16 protein-coding genes are annotated in these 14,962 nt (G+C 63.2%); 15 read left to right on the forward strand and 1 reads right to left on the reverse strand.

Annotated features, from left to right (window positions below):
* Positions 1-238 precede the first annotated feature (238 nt).
* The 15 genes from NKH13_RS06685 to NKH13_RS06755 all read left to right on the forward strand — a co-directional run bounded on the left by NKH13_RS06685 (position 239) and on the right by NKH13_RS06755 (position 14,080).
* On the forward strand, positions 239-2,164 hold the full coding sequence (locus NKH13_RS06685) for an LTA synthase family protein (RefSeq protein WP_352911492.1): 1,926 nt from the start codon (positions 239-241) through the stop codon (positions 2,162-2,164).
* Positions 2,165-2,188: 24 nt separating this feature from the next.
* The gene (locus NKH13_RS06690) at positions 2,189-2,470 is read left to right on the forward strand and encodes a hypothetical protein (RefSeq protein ID WP_352911495.1); all 282 of its coding nucleotides are present in this window, start codon (positions 2,189-2,191) and stop codon (positions 2,468-2,470) included.
* Between the two features lie 187 nt (positions 2,471-2,657).
* Positions 2,658-3,158: a 30S ribosomal protein S6 gene (gene rpsF, locus NKH13_RS06695; protein ID WP_292663863.1), complete on the forward strand. Its 501-nt coding sequence runs from the start codon at positions 2,658-2,660 to the stop codon at positions 3,156-3,158.
* Positions 3,158-3,406: a 30S ribosomal protein S18 gene (gene rpsR / locus NKH13_RS06700; RefSeq protein ID WP_006203718.1), complete on the forward strand. Its 249-nt coding sequence runs from the start codon at positions 3,158-3,160 to the stop codon at positions 3,404-3,406. Before rpsF ends, rpsR begins: the two co-directional genes overlap by 1 nt.
* Before the next feature lie 215 nt (positions 3,407-3,621).
* Entirely contained in the window at positions 3,622-4,206 is a 585-nt protein-coding gene (gene rplI, locus NKH13_RS06705; protein WP_254820243.1) for a 50S ribosomal protein L9, read from the forward strand.
* A gap of 153 nt (positions 4,207-4,359) precedes the next feature.
* Positions 4,360-5,649, forward strand: coding sequence for a cyclopropane fatty acid synthase (locus tag NKH13_RS06710; RefSeq protein ID WP_352567445.1), 1,290 nt, complete (start codon positions 4,360-4,362; stop codon positions 5,647-5,649).
* Between the two features lie 82 nt (positions 5,650-5,731).
* A complete protein-coding gene (locus NKH13_RS06715; protein ID WP_352911499.1) occupies positions 5,732-6,055 on the forward strand; it encodes a YnfA family protein in 324 nt (107 codons plus the stop codon).
* Positions 6,056-6,058: 3 nt separating this feature from the next.
* Entirely contained in the window at positions 6,059-7,027 is a 969-nt protein-coding gene (locus NKH13_RS06720) for a small ribosomal subunit Rsm22 family protein (protein WP_352911501.1), read from the forward strand.
* 206 nt (positions 7,028-7,233) lie between these two features.
* Positions 7,234-8,724 (forward strand): replicative DNA helicase, encoded by a 1,491-nt coding sequence (locus NKH13_RS06725; RefSeq protein ID WP_023677714.1) that lies wholly within the window; start codon positions 7,234-7,236, stop codon positions 8,722-8,724.
* Between the two features lie 231 nt (positions 8,725-8,955).
* The gene (gene radA / locus NKH13_RS06730; RefSeq protein ID WP_352911504.1) at positions 8,956-10,374 is read left to right on the forward strand and encodes a DNA repair protein RadA; all 1,419 of its coding nucleotides are present in this window, start codon (positions 8,956-8,958) and stop codon (positions 10,372-10,374) included.
* Positions 10,375-10,421: 47 nt separating this feature from the next.
* Positions 10,422-11,093, forward strand: coding sequence for a CvpA family protein (locus NKH13_RS06735; protein WP_352911507.1), 672 nt, complete (start codon positions 10,422-10,424; stop codon positions 11,091-11,093).
* Between the two features lie 118 nt (positions 11,094-11,211).
* Positions 11,212-12,681: an amidophosphoribosyltransferase gene (gene purF / locus NKH13_RS06740; RefSeq protein WP_352911510.1), complete on the forward strand. Its 1,470-nt coding sequence runs from the start codon at positions 11,212-11,214 to the stop codon at positions 12,679-12,681.
* Between the two features lie 14 nt (positions 12,682-12,695).
* Positions 12,696-12,965 carry a hypothetical protein gene (locus NKH13_RS06745; RefSeq protein ID WP_352911513.1) on the forward strand — a complete coding sequence of 90 codons (270 nt, stop codon included), beginning with the start codon at positions 12,696-12,698 and terminating at the stop codon, positions 12,963-12,965.
* A 22-nt stretch (positions 12,966-12,987) separates the two neighbouring features.
* A complete protein-coding gene (locus NKH13_RS06750; protein WP_352647445.1) occupies positions 12,988-13,734 on the forward strand; it encodes an SDR family NAD(P)-dependent oxidoreductase in 747 nt (248 codons plus the stop codon).
* Positions 13,735-13,858: 124 nt separating this feature from the next.
* Complete coding sequence (locus NKH13_RS06755) at positions 13,859-14,080, forward strand: hypothetical protein (RefSeq protein WP_292662211.1); 222 nt, start codon at positions 13,859-13,861, stop codon at positions 14,078-14,080.
* Positions 14,081-14,261: 181 nt separating this feature from the next.
* Here the strand turns inward: NKH13_RS06755 and NKH13_RS06760 are convergent, their stop codons facing one another.
* Positions 14,262-14,777 carry an OsmC family protein gene (locus NKH13_RS06760; protein WP_352911517.1) on the reverse strand — a complete coding sequence of 172 codons (516 nt, stop codon included), beginning with the start codon at positions 14,775-14,777 and terminating at the stop codon, positions 14,262-14,264.
* Between the last annotated feature and the right edge of the window lie 185 nt (positions 14,778-14,962).

The following is a 14,962-nucleotide window of genomic DNA, read 5'->3' on the forward strand; positions in this document are numbered from 1 at the left end:
CAGCTGCTGGTTCTCGTTGCCTGTGACGCAAGGCGTGCGGCCAAGTCAAGTCCAACCTTCACCTCGTAATGGCGGCCGAGTGCCTGTTTCGGCAGGCCTTTTTGGCGATCACTCATGATGAAAACCGCTCACGATTTGTTTGCTGGCTCTTCTTATTTTCGCCGCAGGCGCTAGGCTTTGCGTCACAGTTCGATGACAATCGAGTGACGCTTTTGTTGCGGGCCGGGGAACTATTGAAGTGGCAAAGACCAAGCAGAGCGCAGCCGAGGCGGCGCCACAGTTTCTTGAAGGCGATCCGTCGACCGGCTATCTACCGGAGCGCAAATGGCCTGTCATCCGCTATGGCCTTATCAGCTTGCTGGCCGCGGCCATCCTGGTGTTTGCCATCGAACTGATCGTGCGCGGCAACTTTGCCGGCACTGTCGATTTCTTTCTGCAGCCTTTCAAACCCGGCTGGACCACGATCATCATTTTTGCGCTGATCCTCATCGGCCTCGACGCCGTGCTCGGCCGCAGTCATCAGAGCCTGATGATAGTCGCGCCGCTGACGCTGTCGCTGGCGTTCGTCGGCCACCAGAAGTCGCTCTATCTCGGCGATCCGCTCTATCCGACCGATTTCCTCTATTCCCGGCAGATCGTGGCACTGATGCCGCTCCTGGTCCGCGATCGCCCGGGAACCGCCATTGCCCTGGCGATCGGCATTGTCGGCGGGCTGTCGCTGCTCGTCTATGGCTGGCGGCTATGGCGCCGCCGCGTTCCGGCACTCAGCCATAAGGGCCGCCTTGCCCGGCTGACACTGACGGTGCCGCTGATCGCCTTCTTCGTCTCCATCATGGACTATGCCACTTTCTCGTGGACGCGCGACCGGCTGCAGATCATCCCGATCATGTGGGACCAGAAGGAAAACTACGCTTCGAACGGTTTTGCGCTCGCCTTCGCGCTGAACGTCCCGATGGCCCATGTCTCGGCGCCGCCCGGCTATTCCGACAAGGCGATCGAAGCGATCGGCAAACCGCAGGTGACGGCCTCGGTACCTGCTGAAAAGCCCGACATCATCGTCGTCATGAGCGAATCCTTCTGGGATCCGACCAAGCTGCCCGGCGTCACCATCACACCCGACCCTATCCCCAATGTGCGGGCACTGCGCACGGGCTACATGTTCTCCCCCGAATTCGGCGGCATGACGGCCAACATCGAGTTCGAGGCCCTGACCGGCTTTTCCAACGCCTTCCTGCCGGCGGGCAGCATTCCCTACCAGCAATATGTGCGGACACCGACCCCTTCGCTGGCGACCTTCCTGAAAAGTCAGGGCTACCGGGCGCGTGCCATCCATCCCGGCACCAACTGGTTCTGGAACCGAGGGGCGGTCTATGCCGATTTCGGCTTCAACGACTTCAAGTCCGAGGAGACGTTGCCCCCCATGCAAAAACGCGGACCGCTCGCGTCGGACGCAGCTATGACGGACGAGATCATCCACGAGGCCGATACCAGCGCCGAGCCGGTCTTCTTTTTCGCCGTCAGCCTGCAGAACCACGGACCATATGAGCCGTATCGCTATAACAATCCGACCCATAAGGTGCAGGCGCCGATCAGCCAATGGGCGCGTGAATCGCTGTTGAGCTATGCCGAAGGCTCTTCCGACGCGGACCGCGGCCTCGAGCGGCTGATCGAATGGGCGAAGAAACGCGAGCGGCCGACGGTCATCGCTTTCTTCGGCGACCATCTGCCGCCGCTTGGGCCGGTCTACGTCGAGACCGGTTTCCTGAAGGACAATGTGGCGCCGCGCAAGGAGGCGGCCGACCAGATGCTGCTGCACCACCAGACGCCGCTGATCGTCTGGTCGAACCGCAGTGGCCCGGCCGAGGATCTGGGTGCCGTCAGCCCGGCCTTCCTGCCCTACCATATCCTGAAGACAGCCGGCATCACCCATCCCTATTACACCGGCTTCCTCGGCCAGTTGCGGGACCGTTATCGCGTCATCGACCGCAATTTGCTGTTGGCACCGGGGGGCGACGCCACCCCCGATTGGTCGCGTCGGAAAGAGATCGACCCGGCAATCCGCGACTTCCGTCTGCTGCAATACGACATGATGTTCGGCAAGCGCCATGCGGCGCCCGATTTCTTCCCCGAAACCACAGGCAAAGTGGCTGCGCATACGAGTTGAGCAGCGGCGGCGGGAGAGCGGCCTGTGGCCGGCGACATTGGTCTGGAAATAACGGTCGAAGACGTCCTTGCGCGTAGCGTCGATGTCGCCGAGATGCGAAGATGCAAGCCACGCCCGCCGGTGCTGGAACTTCGCATGGTGGTTAAGGTCCGGTTTCAGGAAATCCGTAAAACCTTGCCGTCGAGGCCCGTGGCGCTCTGGGACGGTGGGACACTAATCGAGCCGTTTGCCCTGTCGTTTGGCCTTGCTTTGCGGTCAAATTCCTGTATAGACGCCCGCAATCTGCCGGTCCTTGCTGGGGGCTGAACGGAGGGCCGGAGGTTTTTCGAACCTTCGCGTGAAGCCAGAAGCGCTTCCGCCTCCCGTGTCTCCGCTCTCGACCGTCTCGTCATGCTCCTTTCTTCCCCGCCTTCGCAAGGATTGCGGGTCAGAGAAGTTGCAGAGGCTTTTGCCGCCGGGAACCGGGAGAGAAACGAAGAAAGGCACGAACACTATGGCTCTATACGAACATGTGTTTCTTGCCCGGCAGGACCTCTCGCAGCAGCAGGTCGATGCGCTTGTCGAACAGTACAAGGGCGTCATCACCGCGAATGGCGGGTCCGTCGGCCGGGTCGAGAACTGGGGACTGAAGTCCCTCACCTACCGGGTCAACAAGAACCGGAAGGCATATTATACACTCATGGACATCACCTGCCCGCCGGCCGCGCTCAATGAAATGGAGCGCCAGATGGGCCTGTCCGAGGACGTACTGCGTTTCCTGACCATCAAGGTCGATGCGCATGAGGAAGGTCCGTCGGCAATGATGCAGAAGCGCGAAGAGCGCTCGGAACGCGGCGGCTTCGGCGATCGCGACCGTGGCGATCGTGGCCCGCGCTCATTCGGCGACCGCGATCGCGGTGACCGTGGTGATCGTCCGCCGCGCAGCTTCGGCGATGGCGGTGCCGATCGTGGCCCGCGCCGTCCGCGCGAAGGCTTTGAAGGAGCCGCAGAATAATGGTCGACATCAATCAGATCCCAACCCGGCGCCCCTTCCATCGTCGCCGCAAGACCTGCCCGTTCTCCGGCGCCAACGCGCCGAAGATCGACTACAAGGACGTGCGGCTTCTGCAGCGCTACATTTCCGAGCGCGGCAAGATCGTGCCATCGCGCATCACCGCCGTCAGCCAGAAGAAGCAGCGCGAACTCGCCAAGGCGATCAAGCGTGCCCGCTTCCTCGGCCTGCTGCCCTACGTGGTCCGCTAAAATTTACGCGGGCGGTTCGCCGCCCGCTTTTTTTCACCGGCCACGACGGGCGTAGCCGGATCGAACACTAAATCCCGGGTTGGATTTCGACAAGAGATCCTAACTGCCGCGACAGGCAGGACAGCGACACAGGCGGCGACGCCCCAGCTTCCTGACCTGTTCCAGACAATTCGGCGCCGATCCTGAGGATAGCGCCCAAGCGAAGGAACAAAACCATGGAAGTCATTCTTCTCGAACGCGTTTCCCGCCTCGGTCAGATGGGCGACACCGTCAAGGTCAAGGACGGATTCGCCCGCAATTTCCTGCTGCCGCAGGGCAAGGCGCTGCGCGCCAACGAAGCTAACAAGAAGAAGTTCGAAGGACAGCGGGCCCAGCTCGAAGCCCGCAACCTCGAGCGCAAGTCCGAGGCCGCGCAGATTGCAGAAAAGCTCGACGGCAAGAGCTTCATCGCCGTGCGCTCGGCCGGCGAAACCGGTCAGCTTTATGGTTCGGTCTCGACGCGCGACATCGCCGAGCTGGTGACGGCGGAAGGTTTTTCGGTCAACCGCAACCAGATCCTGCTCAACCAGCCGATCAAGACCATCGGCGTCACCAATGTGGCGATCGCGCTGCACCCGGAAGTCGAGGTTACCATCACGCTCAACATTGCCCGCACGGCCGACGAAGCCGAGCGCCAGGCCAAGGGCGAAACGCTGACCACCGCCGAAGCCATCTACGGCGAGGACATCAACGATAATGCGCGGCCGGAAAACTTCTTCGATCCGAATGCGGAGTTCGAGGGCGGCGAAGACAACGGCTGATCGTCATTCGTCGGCATTCGCCGGCTAATCGCTATTCTGGACCAATGCCCGGGCCTCGTACCCGGGCATTTTTATGCCAAATGGAACTTTTCGAACCCCTATATCTTGATGCAGAATAAGACAGCCTGTCTGACCGAGAGGGGACATTTGGTCATGAATATTCTGCTGAAACGCGTTCTCGACCGCCTGGTCCGCACAGGCAATCTCAAGGTGACAGGGCCGCAAGGCTCGATGGTGACTTTCGGTGACGGCAGCGGCGAGCCGGTGCACATGCATATCAAGACAAGGCATGCCGAGCGCGCCATCACTTTCGATCCGATGCTGGCGGTGCCGGAAGCCTACATGGACGGTGAACTCGACATTCTCGAGGGCGGCGTGCTGGGGGTGATGCGCATTGCGTTCCAGAACATGGGCAGCGGCGGTATCGATGCCACCTGGTCGAAGGCGATCGAGGGTCTGCGCCACGCCTTCCGGCGCCTGCAGCAGATCAACACGGCGTCGCGGGCGCGCCGCAACGTGCAGCGCCATTACGATCTGTCGGGCGACCTGTACCGCCTCTTCCTCGATGAGGACATGCAGTATTCCTGCGCCTATTTCGAGCAGCCGGACATGACGCTCGACGAGGCACAGGCAGCCAAGAAGCGCCATATCGCCGCCAAGCTCAGGCTGAAAGCGGGCCAGACGGTACTCGACATCGGCTCCGGCTGGGGTGGACTTGGGCTCTATCTCGCCAAGGCGTTCGACGTCGACGTACAGGGCGTGACGCTGTCGACCGAGCAGCACGGCGTCGCCACCGACCGCGCCCATGCGCAAGGCCTGCAAAACCGGGTTCATTTCGACATCAAGGACTATCGCGAACTCAATGAACGTTTCGACCGCATCGTCTCGGTCGGCATGTTCGAGCATGTCGGCGTCAATCATTTCCGCACCTTCTTCGACAAGTCGGCGACGCTGCTGAAGCCGGACGGCGTCATGCTGCTGCATACGATTGGCCGCTCCGGCGTGCCGTGGGCGACCAGCGCCTTCATCCGCAAATACATCTTCCCGGGCGGTTACATCCCGTCGCTCTCCGAAGTGATGCCGGCCATCGAAAAATCGGGGCTCGTCGTCACCGACATCGAGGTTCTACGGCTGCATTATGCCGAGACACTGAAGCATTGGGGCGAGCGCTTCGCCGCCAATCGCGACAAGGCCAAAGCGATTTATGACGAGCGCTTCTGCCGTATGTGGGAGTTCTATCTTGCCGCCTCGGAAGCTGCCTTCCGCTGGCAGGATCTCGTGATCTTCCAGATCCAGATCGCCAAGAAGAACGACACGCTGCCAATGACACGCGACTACATGGCCAGTTGCGAGAAGGCGCTGGAGATGCGCGATCTTGGACGTCGTGAAAAGGCTCCGGCGGCCAAGCCGGCTCGCCGCCGCAAGGTGGCGGATCCGGAGTAGACGGTCGGCGATCGCGCCATTGCCGCTTGCCATCGCCGGCTGGCACGCTGAAAAGGGTCCCGTCAACGCGGGACCTTTTTTCATGACCTACCTCCTCTACGTCGCCGCCGCACTTGCCGAGATCGCCGGCTGCTTTTCGTTCTGGGCGTGGTGGCGGCTGGACAAGTCGCCGCTGTGGTTGGCGCCCGGTCTCGTCTTGCTGGTGCTATTCGCGTGGCTGCTGGCGCTGGTCGACACCAGCGCGGCGGGCCGGGCCTACGCCGCCTATGGCGGCATCTACATTGCCGCCTCGCTGGCCTGGCTGTGGCTGGCGGAAGGCGTGCATCCCGACCGCTGGGACCTTGCCGGTGCCGCGATCTGCATCGTTGGCGCCTCGGTCGTTCTGCTCGCACCCCGGGCTGCGTGAGCGATGGAACTGCCCGTCCCGCTTAGACAAGGCGTCGACCGCCTTCTCGAACAGGTGCCGTTGCCGATGCTTAAGCAAGCGGCAAAGACGCTGTCGGACCGCTACCGCGCAGAGTTGCGCGACGGTCGCCTGCACATGGCCGAAGACATGGCGGTGAAGGCCTATCTGGCAACGCGGCTGCCGGCGACCTATGCGGCCGTTCGCGCCAGCCTCGATGCGGTGGGCGAGTCTCGACCCGACTATGCTCCGAAGACCTTGCTCGATGTCGGCGCCGGCCCTGGCACGGTGCTTTGGGCCACAATCGATCTCTGGCCCGATCTCGAACAGGCGGTGCTACTCGAGGCCGGCGCCGCGGTGCGACGGGTCGGCGAAGTACTTGCCGCGGATGCGATCACGGCCAGGACCGCCTGGCGGACCGGCGACGTCACCGTCGACCTGGTCGATCTGGAGCCGGCCGAGCTGGTGACTTCAGCCTATGTGCTGGATGAGATCGCGCCGGCATCGCTGGCAAAACTCGTCGATCGACTCTGGCAGCTGACCGCCGACACGCTGCTGGTCGTCGAGCCGGGCACGCCGGCCGGCTGGCAGCGCATCCTTGCCGTGCGTCGGCAACTGATCGAGGCGGGGGCGCACGTGCTTGCGCCTTGCCCGCATGAGGCGCCCTGCCCGCTCGTCGCGCCCGACTGGTGCCATTTCGCCCGCCGCGTCGCCCGCTCGCGCCTGCACCGTCTGGCCAAGGATGCCGAGGTGCCGTGGGAGGACGAGAAATTCATCTTTGTCGCCGCTTCCCGCCATCCGGCCGCTCCGCCTCGAGCGCGAGTGATCGCACCGCCGAAGTCGGGCTCCGGCAAGGTCTTGCTGAAGCTTTGCCAACAGGATGGGGGTGCTGCCGAGCGACTGTTCACCAAGCGCGACGGCGAGACATTCAAGGCCGCGCGGCGACTGGACTGGGGTGATGCCTTGCCGGAATGACCGGCAGCTATTTTCCTGTTTTGTTCTCGCCTGAGAACGGCTAGGCTCGCCATCTTGATTCGAGTCAACCGAGATTCTTTCCACCGAAAGATCCTGGCTGTGAATCGCGGGCATCAAAGTTGGTTGGTTGGGGACTGATGCAGATAAGTCATCACCGACTTGTCTCGTTCTGATATCGAGAGACGGGGATCAGGACCGGGGACATCATGGCAGAGGCAGCACGAAAATTCGGCGTGGCGGAAACACCGCTCTATCGCGAGGCGCCGAACAACATCGAGGCCGAGCAGGCACTGCTCGGCGCCATACTGGTCAACAACGATGCCTTCTACCGCGTCTCCGACTTCCTGAAGCCCGGCCATTTCTACGAGCCGCTGCATAGAAAGATCTTCGAGGTCGCGGCCGAGCTCATCCGCATGGGCAAGATCGCGACGCCGATCACGCTGAAGACCTTCCTGCCGGCCGACGAGAAGGTCGGCGACATGACGGTGGCGCAATATGTCGTGCGGTTGGCGGTCGAGGCCGTCACCGTCGTCAACGCCACCGACTATGGCCGCGCCATCTACGACCTGGCGACGCGGCGCGCGCTGATCACTGTCGGCGAGGACATGGTCAACATCGCCTATGACGCGCCGGTCGACATGTCGCCCTCCGACCAGATCGAGGATGCCGAGCGGCGCCTGTTCGAATTGGCCGAAACCGGCCGCTACGATGGCGGCTTCGAGAGCTTCACCGATGCCGTCAAGACGGCCGTCGACATGGCCAATGCGGCTTATATGCGCGACGGGCATTTGTCGGGCGTTGCTACCGGCTTGCGCGACCTCGACCGCCGCATGGGCGGCCTGCAGTCGTCCGACCTGATCATCATTGCCGGCCGCCCCGGCATGGGCAAGACCTCGCTCGCCACCAATATCGCCTTCAACATCGCCGAGGCCTATGTCCCGGCGCAGCAGGCGGACGGCTCGTTCAAGGCGGCCAATGGCGGCGTCGTCGGCTTCTTTTCGCTCGAAATGTCATCCGAACAGCTGGCCACCCGCATTATTTCCGAACAGACGGAAATCCCGTCGTCGAAAATCCGGCGCGGCGAGATCAGCGAGATGGATTTCGAAAAGCTCGTCGCCTGCTCGCAGACCATGCAGAAAATCCCGCTGTTCATCGACCAGACCGGCGGCATTTCCATCGCTCAGCTGTCGGCCCGCGCACGTCGCCTGAAGCGCCAGCGCGGCCTCGACGTCATCGTCATCGACTATATCCAGCTGATGCAGGGATCGAGCGCGAAATCGTCGCAAAACCGCGTCCAGGAAATCACCGAGATCACCACCGGCCTCAAGGCACTAGCCAAGGAGCTGGCGGTGCCGATCATCGCCCTGTCGCAGCTGTCGCGCCAGGTCGAAAGCCGCGACGACAAGCGCCCGCAGCTTTCGGATCTGCGCGAATCGGGCTCCATCGAGCAGGACGCCGACGTAGTGCTGTTCGTCTACCGCGAGGAATATTATCTGAAGAACCGCGAGCCGAAGCCGGGCACCGACGAATACATCAAGTGGGAACATGAGATGAACGAAATGCGCGGCAAGGCCGAAGTCATCGTCGCCAAGCAGCGCCACGGTCCAACGGGATCGGTCAGCCTCGCCTTCCAGGGCGAATTCACCCGCTTCTCGGACCTTGCCGAGGAACATCATTTGCCGGATCGGTTCGAGTAGCTTTTTGACCAACCGTCGCGCTCCGCCACACCCCCCTCTGGCCTGCCGGCCATCTCCCCCGCAAGGGGGGAGATCGGCAGTTTTGCCGCCGGTTCTCCTCTTGCGGCATCGGAGATTGGTGAAAGCATCAATGACAGCCAATCTCCCCCCTTGCGGGGGAGATGTCCGGCAGGACAGAGGGGGGTGCGAAGGATCGCCAGCCCTCGACCATTTGCGAACGGTATCCGCCTGATGGCCAAATCTCGCATTCAGTTCATCTGCCAGAATTGCGGTTCGGTGCATCAGCGCTGGGCCGGCAAATGCGATGCCTGCGGCGAGTGGAACACGCTGGTCGAGGAAGGCACGTCGGGCGGTATCGGCTCTGGCCCGGCCAATACGCGCAACGCCCGCAAGGGCCGCGCGGTGGTGCTGACCAGCCTCTCCGGCGACATCGAGGACGCGCCGCGTATCGTCTCCGGCATCGGCGAGCTCGACCGCGCCACCGGCGGCGGCTTCGTGCGTGGCTCGGCGCTGCTGGTCGGCGGCGATCCCGGCATCGGCAAGTCGACACTGCTCACCCAGGCCGCCGCGGCACTGGCAGCAAAGGGCCACCGCATCGTCTATGTCTCGGGTGAAGAAGCGGTCGCCCAGATCAGGCTGCGCGCCCAGCGGCTCGGCGTCGCCGGCACCTCCGTCGAACTCGCCGCCGAGACCAATGTCGAGGACATCCTCGCCACCATTGCCGACGGCAAGCGGCCGGATCTGGTCATTCTCGATTCGATCCAGACGCTGTGGACCGACATGGCCGATTCGGCACCCGGCACGGTCACCCAGGTGCGTGCCGCCGCCCAAGCGATGATCCGCTATGCGAAATCCACAGGAGCGGCGATCGTTCTGGTCGGCCACGTCACCAAGGAGGGCCAGATCGCCGGACCACGGGTGGTCGAGCACATGGTCGACGCGGTGCTCTATTTCGAGGGCGAAGGCGGCCACCACTACCGCATCCTGCGCACGGTCAAGAACCGCTTCGGGCCAACCGACGAGATCGGCGTGTTCGAAATGTCGGACAAAGGCTTGCGGGAAGTCGCCAACCCGTCCGAGCTTTTCCTCGGTGAACGCCATGCGAAGTCGCCGGGTGCCGCGGTTTTCGCCGGCATGGAAGGCACACGGCCGGTGCTGGTCGAGATCCAGGCGCTGGTGGCGCCGTCGACGCTGGGCACACCGCGCCGCGCCGTCGTCGGCTGGGACGGTGCCCGGCTGTCGATGATCCTGGCGGTTCTGGAAGCCCATTGTGGCGTCCGCTTCGGCACGCACGACGTCTATCTCAACGTTGCCGGCGGCTACCGAATTTCGGAGCCGGCGGCCGACCTGGCGGTGGCGGCGGCACTGGTTTCCTCGCTCACCGGTCTTGCCCTTCCCGCCGATTGCGTCTATTTCGGCGAAATCAGCCTTTCGGGTGCAGTGAGGCCGGTTGCGCATGCGCAGCAGCGCCTCAAGGAAGCCGAAAAGCTGGGTTTCGGAAGCGCGGTTCTGCCCTTGGGCAGCGAGGAACTTGTTGGTGGTAATGGAGCCGGGGGGATCGGAGCCGGCGCTTTCCAGCCCACCGAGCTGGCCGATCTCGTGGCGCGCATAGCCGGCTCACGGCGCAGCCGCGCCGACGAGCAAGAGTGATGCGGCTCGTCGAGCCGTGAAAAAGAGATCGGAGTGGGGCGAAAAACATGCCGATTACGCTGCTTGACGGAATTCTCGTCGGCTTCACCCTGGTCTCGGCGATGCTCGCTATGGTTCGCGGCTTTTCGCGCGAGATCCTGTCGATCATCTCCTGGGCAGCCGCCGCGGCGGCCGCCTTCTTCTTCTACAAGCCGGTGCTGCCTTACATTCAGCCCTATATCGATAACGAAAAGGCCGCCATGGCGGCGGCCGCCGGTATCGTCTTCATTGTCGCGCTGATCGTCGTTTCGGTCATCACCATGAAGCTCGCCGACTGGATCATCGATTCCAGGATCGGCGCGCTTGATCGCACACTTGGCTTCCTCTACGGCGCGGCGCGTGGCATCCTGGTCGTCGCTGTCGCGCTGCTTTTCTTCAATTGGTTGGCCGGCGCCAAAGCTCCAGGCTGGATTGCCAATGCCAAGTCAAAGCCGCTGCTCGAATCGATCGGCGCAAAGCTGGAAAGCCTGCTGCCCGAGGACCCGGAAAACGCCATCCTCAACAAGCTCAACCCGAATCAACCGGCCACCGAGACGCCTCTGGGCCCCGATGCGCCCGCAGCAGAAGCCCCTGCCGCCGGCGACGACGCCACTGCTCCAGCACCCGACGACAGCGACGCGCCGCCGGCCGACAATGCGCCCGCGACGCCGGCACCTGAAAACCCGGCGCCGGCAAACTGATTTCGGCAGACTTGCGAGGCTCAAGACTGCCGATCATGTGCACGACGTGCGTTGCTTTCGATGCGCTATGACCTTATATGGCGACTTTAGCGGAGCTTGAGCCCCAATGGCAGCCTCAGTGGCAGACGCAGACGACGTGCTTTCCGCCGAAGCCGACGACCATTTCCACGACGAATGCGGCGTGTTCGGCATTTTCGGCCGCCAGGACGCCGCAGCCATCGTCACACTCGGCCTCCATGCGTTGCAGCATCGAGGCCAGGAAGCGGCCGGCATCGTTTCTTATGACGGCACCCAATTCCATGTCGAACGCCATGTCGGCCTGATCGGCGACACCTTTACCAAGCAGCGTGTCATCGACAGCCTGCAAGGCAACCGTGCCATCGGCCACACACGCTATGCCACCACCGGCGGCGCCGGCATGCGCAATATCCAGCCTTTCTTCGCCGAACTTGCCGATGGCGGCTTTGCCGTCGCCCACAACGGCAATCTCACCAACGCCATGACCGTGCAGCGCGCGCTGCAGAAGCAAGGCGCCATCTTCTCTTCCACCTCCGATACCGAGACGCTCTTGCATCTGGTAGCCACCAGCAAGGAGCGCGACCTGAATTCGCGCTTCATCGATGCGGTGCGCCAGGTCGAAGGCGCCTTCTCGCTGGTGGCAATGACGTCCAAGAAGATGATCGGCTGCCGCGACCCGCTCGGCATCCGACCGCTGGTGCTCGGCGATCTCGACGGCGCCTGGATCCTCGCCTCCGAGACCTGCGCGCTCGACATTATCGGTGCGCGTTTCGTTCGCGACCTGAAGCCCGGCGAAATGGTCGTCGTCACCAGCAAGGGCATCGAAAGCCTGTTCCCGTTCGAGCCGCAAAAGACCCGCTTCTGCATTTTCGAATATGTCTATTTCGCGCGGCCGGATTCGTCAGTCGAAGGCCGCAACGTCTACGAAGTGCGCAAGCGCATCGGCGCCGAGCTGGCACTGGAAAGTCCGGTCGAGGCCGACATCGTCGTGCCGGTGCCGGATTCGGGTACGCCGGCGGCGATCGGCTTTTCGCAGGCCGCGGGCATTCCGTTCGAGCTCGGCATCATCCGCAATCACTATGTTGGCCGCACCTTCATCCAGCCCGGCGATTCGATCCGCCACATGGGTGTCAAGCTCAAGCACAACGCCAACCGCCGTATGATCGAAGGCAAGCGCGTGGTGCTAGTGGACGATTCGATCGTGCGCGGCACTACCAGCCAGAAGATCGTGCAGATGGTGCGCGATGCCGGCGCCAAGGAAGTACATATGCGCATCGCTTCACCGCCGACGCGCGCGTCCTGCTTTTACGGCGTCGACACACCGGAAAAGTCGAAGCTGCTGGCGTCGCGCATGTCGGTGGAGGAGATGGCCGAGTTCATCCGCGTCGATTCGCTCGGCTTCCTCTCGATCGACGGGCTCTACCGGGCCGTCGGCGAAACCGGCCGCGACAACGAGCAGCCGCAATTCTGCGACGCCTGCTTCACCGGCCAGTATCCGACCCGGCTTGCCGATTTCGAAGGCTCCGACAATGTGCGCACGCTGTCGCTGTTAGCGGCCGGCGGGTCTTAGCAGACGTCGCTTCAATGCTGAAGCTGTTCTGGCTGGATTTTGAAGCAGGACGCCGCCACGGTTTTCCGATGGGCGTCGGCATCACCGCAGAAGACGAAACGGATGCGGTAGATCTCGCCAAAACGCGGTTGTTTGCCAGCGGAAGATTTCCGACCCCCTACAGGATCAAGATCATCCCCGATCTCGACACCCTGGACCCGAACCATGTCAGGCCGAATATCGGCCACTACCTGCGTCGAGGAATCTGGTTTCCAACCGGTTATGATAGTAGCTGGTCTCCGTAACCTTTGATCTCAGAGTGACCTCATGATTTCTGCCCTCGATCTCTCCGGCCGCGTAGCGGTCGTCACCGGCGCCTCGCGCGGCATCGGCTATTTCATCGCCAGGGAGCTTGCCGCCGCCGGTGCGCATGTGATTGCGGTTGCTCGCACCGTCGGCGGGTTGGAAGAACTCGACGACCAGATCAAGGCAGGCGGCGGACAAGCGACGCTCGTCCCGCTCGATCTTGCCGACATGGCGGGGATCGACCGGCTGGGCGGCGCCATCCACGAGCGCTGGGGCAAGCTCGACATACTGGTCGCCAACGCCGCTGTGCTCGGCGTCATCGCCCCGATCGGCCATGTCGAGGCCAAGACCTTCGAGAAGGTGATGACCATCAACGTCACCGCAACATGGCGGCTGATCCGCTCGGTCGACCCGCTGCTCAGGCTTTCCGATGCCGGCCGCGCTATCGTGCTGAGCTCCAGCCTTGCCCACTCCGCACGCGCCTTCTGGGCGCCTTATGCGGCGTCGAAGGCGGCGGTCGAGGCCATGACGCGTTCATGGGCGCATGAGACCGAAAACCTGCCGCTCAGGGTCAATGCCGCCGATCCCGGGGCAACGCGCACCGCGATGCGGGCGCAGGCTGTACCCGGCGAGGATCCTGAAACGCTGCCGCACCCTTCGGAGATCGCCAAGCGTATCGTGCCGCTGGCCAGCCCTACGCTCAAGGAGACCGGGCTGATCTTCCAGGCCAAGCACAACCGCTTTGTCGCTTACCGGCAGCCGGAGTAAGCGGCCTAACATCACGCGGCTGTGATGCCGTGGCTTAACGCCGCGCTTTGGCCCAGCTTTCGCCGCTGGGCCGGAGTTGCTAGGATCGTGCGACTCCCAAAACAAGCAGAGCGAGGAAATACCCATGGCGGCACCGAGCGTAGCGTTAGTCTGGTATCTGGTGATCGCCGGCCCGCAAGGCGGCATGGTCGTGTTGCCCAGCACATTCGACACCCGCGAACAGTGCACCTTCGCCATAACCGAATACCAGAAGCAACCGACGCCGGCCGGCTGGTCGGTGCAGTGCGTGCCGAGCGCCTCGCCCTTCGCCGACGAGGGCGACGCCGAGGAGCCGTCGGCGCAGTAGGACAGCGTGATCTCCCCCCCTTGAGGGGCCCTTGAGGGGGAGATGCCAAGTTTTGGCAAAGAGGGCAGGCCAGAGGGGGTCGCCACGCGTGGAGCGCCGGCCTCCATCTGCTGCAGCGGGCCGAGCCCGGTCGGACCAACCCCCTCTGCCCTGCCGGGCATCTCCCCCTCAAGGGGGGAGATCAGCAGCCCCAGCGTCGTGCGCTTACCGCCAGCTCCGGCTTCTGGCTGATGGTCTGGAACACGACGCAGTAGCGCTCGGTCAGCTTGATCAGCGCATCGACGCGCTCCTGCGGCTCGTCGGTGTCGAGGCCGAATGTCAGCCGGATGGCACGGAAGCCAACCGGCGCATCCTTTGCCACACCAAGCGTGCCGCGAAAGTCGAGATCGCCTTCGGCTTCCACCGTGGCGGCCCCAAGCTTGAATTCCAGCGCCGTCGCTACCGCCTTCAGCGTGACGCCGGCGCAAGCCACCAGCGCCTCCAGCAGCATGTCGCCGGAGCAGAGTTCGAGCCCGGTGCCGCCGGTCGCCGGATGCAGCCCGGCAATGGCGATCGCCGTGCCTGTCTCGACCTTGCAGGCGATCGATTGGTCGTCGATCGAGCCTTTGGCGCGGAGAGTAATCAGCGCGCGCGAGGCGTCGTCGCGATAGGCCTCCTTCAGCGGCGCCTGCATGGCCTTCAATGCGATCGCATCCATTTCGTCGTCTCCTATAGTTGCCTGGCTTCGCTGCTTAACGGCTATGCCGCCTGCCCCAAACGCAAGCGCGCGCTGGCGTAGCGCTTAGCAGGGTCTCGCCCGTATAGCCTGACGATACGGGGGCATCCAACGCTTTCACACCGTCTCTCGCAACACATTCGTAAGGCCGCCGGACAATGGCCGAC

The organism is Mesorhizobium sp. M1348, assembly GCF_040317925.1.
In the GTDB taxonomy this organism is placed as follows: Bacteria; Pseudomonadota; Alphaproteobacteria; order Rhizobiales; family Rhizobiaceae; genus Mesorhizobium.

Coding starts and splice junctions, on each gene's coding strand:
- radA (WP_352911504.1), top strand. CDS start 8,956: ATGGCCAAATCTCGCATTCAGTTCATCTGCCAGAATTGCGGTTCGGTG.
- NKH13_RS06745 (WP_352911513.1), top strand. CDS start 12,696: ATGCTGAAGCTGTTCTGGCTGGATTTTGAAGCAGGACGCCGCCACGGT.
- NKH13_RS06760 (WP_352911517.1), bottom strand. CDS start 14,777: ATGGATGCGATCGCATTGAAGGCCATGCAGGCGCCGCTGAAGGAGGCC.
- NKH13_RS06720 (WP_352911501.1), top strand. CDS start 6,059: ATGGAACTGCCCGTCCCGCTTAGACAAGGCGTCGACCGCCTTCTCGAA.
- NKH13_RS06710 (WP_352567445.1), top strand. CDS start 4,360: ATGAATATTCTGCTGAAACGCGTTCTCGACCGCCTGGTCCGCACAGGC.
- rpsR (WP_006203718.1), top strand. CDS start 3,158: ATGGTCGACATCAATCAGATCCCAACCCGGCGCCCCTTCCATCGTCGC.
- NKH13_RS06735 (WP_352911507.1), top strand. CDS start 10,422: ATGCCGATTACGCTGCTTGACGGAATTCTCGTCGGCTTCACCCTGGTC.
- NKH13_RS06725 (WP_023677714.1), top strand. CDS start 7,234: ATGGCAGAGGCAGCACGAAAATTCGGCGTGGCGGAAACACCGCTCTAT.
- NKH13_RS06715 (WP_352911499.1), top strand. CDS start 5,732: ATGACCTACCTCCTCTACGTCGCCGCCGCACTTGCCGAGATCGCCGGC.
- rpsF (WP_292663863.1), top strand. CDS start 2,658: ATGGCTCTATACGAACATGTGTTTCTTGCCCGGCAGGACCTCTCGCAG.
- NKH13_RS06750 (WP_352647445.1), top strand. CDS start 12,988: ATGATTTCTGCCCTCGATCTCTCCGGCCGCGTAGCGGTCGTCACCGGC.
- rplI (WP_254820243.1), top strand. CDS start 3,622: ATGGAAGTCATTCTTCTCGAACGCGTTTCCCGCCTCGGTCAGATGGGC.
- NKH13_RS06755 (WP_292662211.1), top strand. CDS start 13,859: ATGGCGGCACCGAGCGTAGCGTTAGTCTGGTATCTGGTGATCGCCGGC.